The sequence below is a fragment of the Pseudomonas sp. AGC41 genome (assembly GCF_057334555.1).
On the sequence record NZ_JBHFJB010000160.1, the window covers coordinates 14,938 to 17,031 of the forward strand.

Genomic DNA, 2,094 nt, shown 5'->3' on the forward strand with positions numbered 1-2,094 from the left:
CGCCCCCCCCCTCCCACATGGTGTTGCGTTATTTGCCGGTAATCATCGGCAGGTTCAGCCCCTGCTCCTTCGCGCAATCAATGGCGATCTGGTAACCGGCATCGGCATGGCGCATCACGCCCGTGCCCGGGTCGTTGTGCAGCACGCGGGCAATCCGCTCGGCCGCTTCGTCGGTGCCGTCGCAGACGATCACCATGCCCGAATGCTGGGAGAAGCCCATGCCGACGCCGCCACCGTGGTGCAGTGATACCCAAGTCGCACCACTGGCAGTGTTGAGCAGGGCATTGAGCAGTGGCCAGTCGGAAACGGCGTCGGAGCCGTCCTGCATGGATTCGGTTTCACGGTTCGGGCTGGCCACGGAGCCAGAATCGAGGTGGTCGCGGCCGATGACGATCGGCGCCGACAACTCACCGCTGCGCACCATCTCGTTGAACGCCAGGCCCAACTTGGCGCGCTGGCCCAGGCCAACCCAGCAGATCCGTGCCGGCAAGCCCTGGAAGCTGATGCGCTCGCGGGCCATGTCCAGCCAGTTGTGCAAGTGGGCGTCGTCGGGGATCAGTTCCTTGACCTTGGCGTCGGTCTTGTAGATGTCCTGCGGGTCACCCGACAGCGCCGCCCAGCGGAACGGGCCGATGCCACGGCAGAACAGCGGACGGATATAGGCCGGGACGAAACCAGGGAAGTCGAAGGCATTTTCGACGCCCTCTTCCTGGGCCATCTGGCGGATGTTGTTGCCGTAGTCGAAAGTCGGCACACCCATTTTCTGGAAGGCCAGCATGGCTTTGACGTGGACGGCCATCGATTGCTTGGCGGCTTTCACCACGGCGGCAGGCTCGGTCTTGGCGCGGGCGCGGTATTCGTCCCAGGTCCAGCCGGCCGGCAGGTAGCCGTTGAGCGGGTCGTGGGCGCTGGTCTGGTCGGTGACCATGTCCGGGCGCACGCCACGGCGAACCATTTCCGGGAGGATTTCGGCGGCGTTCCCGCACAGCGCAATGGAAATCGCCTTGCCTTCGGCGGTGTATTTCTCGATGCGCGCCAGGGCGTCGTCGAGGTCTTTGGCCTGCTCGTCGACGTAGCGGGTTTTCAGACGGAAATCGATGCTCACCTGCTGGCATTCGATGTTCAGCGAGCACGCACCGGCCAGGGTCGCGGCCAAGGGTTGCGCGCCGCCCATGCCACCCAGGCCTGCGGTCAGGACCCAGCGGCCCTTGAGGTTGGAATCGTAATGCTGGCGACCGGCCTCGACGAAGGTTTCATAAGTGCCCTGGACGATGCCCTGGCTGCCGATGTAGATCCAGCTGCCGGCGGTCATCTGGCCGTACATGGCCAGGCCCTTGGCGTCGAGTTCGTTGAAATGCTCCCAACTGGCCCAGTGCGGCACCAGGTTGGAGTTGGCGATCAGCACACGAGGAGCGTTGCTGTGGGTCTTGAATACGCCAACCGGCTTGCCGGATTGCACCAGCAGGGTTTCGTCGTCGTTCAGGTTGGTGAGGCTTTCGACGATTTTGTCGTAGCACTCCCAATTGCGCGCCGCGCGACCGATGCCACCGTAGACCACCAACTCCTTGGGGTTCTCGGCCACTTCCGGGTCGAGGTTGTTCATCAACATGCGCAGCGGCGCTTCAGTCAGCCAGCTCTTGGCGGTCAGCGTGTTACCGCGAGGGGCGCGGATTTCAACGTCACGGTATTTTTCAGGTTTGCGGGTAGCGTCGGTCACAGCAAAAACTCCTCAGCGATCAATCCAGACCAGCCCGGGCAGTGGGCAGCGATTCAGCGAACGTTGCGTTGAATGCAGGCAACTCATACGCATACGTCTTTACTTGTATGTACAAGCATATGCAATCAAGCGGCCAACTTGTTCTGGGCGCGGTTCGGGATCGACTGATGAATTGGCTGAAAGCCCTGTGGTTGAAGGGCTGCCGAGTTGCATGAAATTTTTGTAGAGGATTTTTCAGGGGCCCGTCGGGGGGGCATAAAAGCGTGGTATTGCGCCACGCTGGGGCGTTCGGTAACAAGTTGGTGCGCGCAAAAGGAACAAATGAATGGGTTTTTTGTGGCGAGGGAGCTTGCTCCCGCTGGGGCGCGTAGCGGCCC

General features: G+C 62.0%; 1 protein-coding gene. It reads right to left on the reverse strand.

What is annotated here, in order from left to right:
• Positions 1 to 28: 28 nt before the first annotated feature.
• Positions 29 to 1,717 carry a urocanate hydratase gene (hutU, locus tag ACE04F_RS27950; RefSeq protein WP_039592729.1) on the reverse strand — a complete coding sequence of 563 codons (1,689 nt, stop codon included), beginning with the start codon at positions 1,715 to 1,717 and terminating at the stop codon, positions 29 to 31.
• Positions 1,718 to 2,094 lie beyond the last annotated feature (377 nt).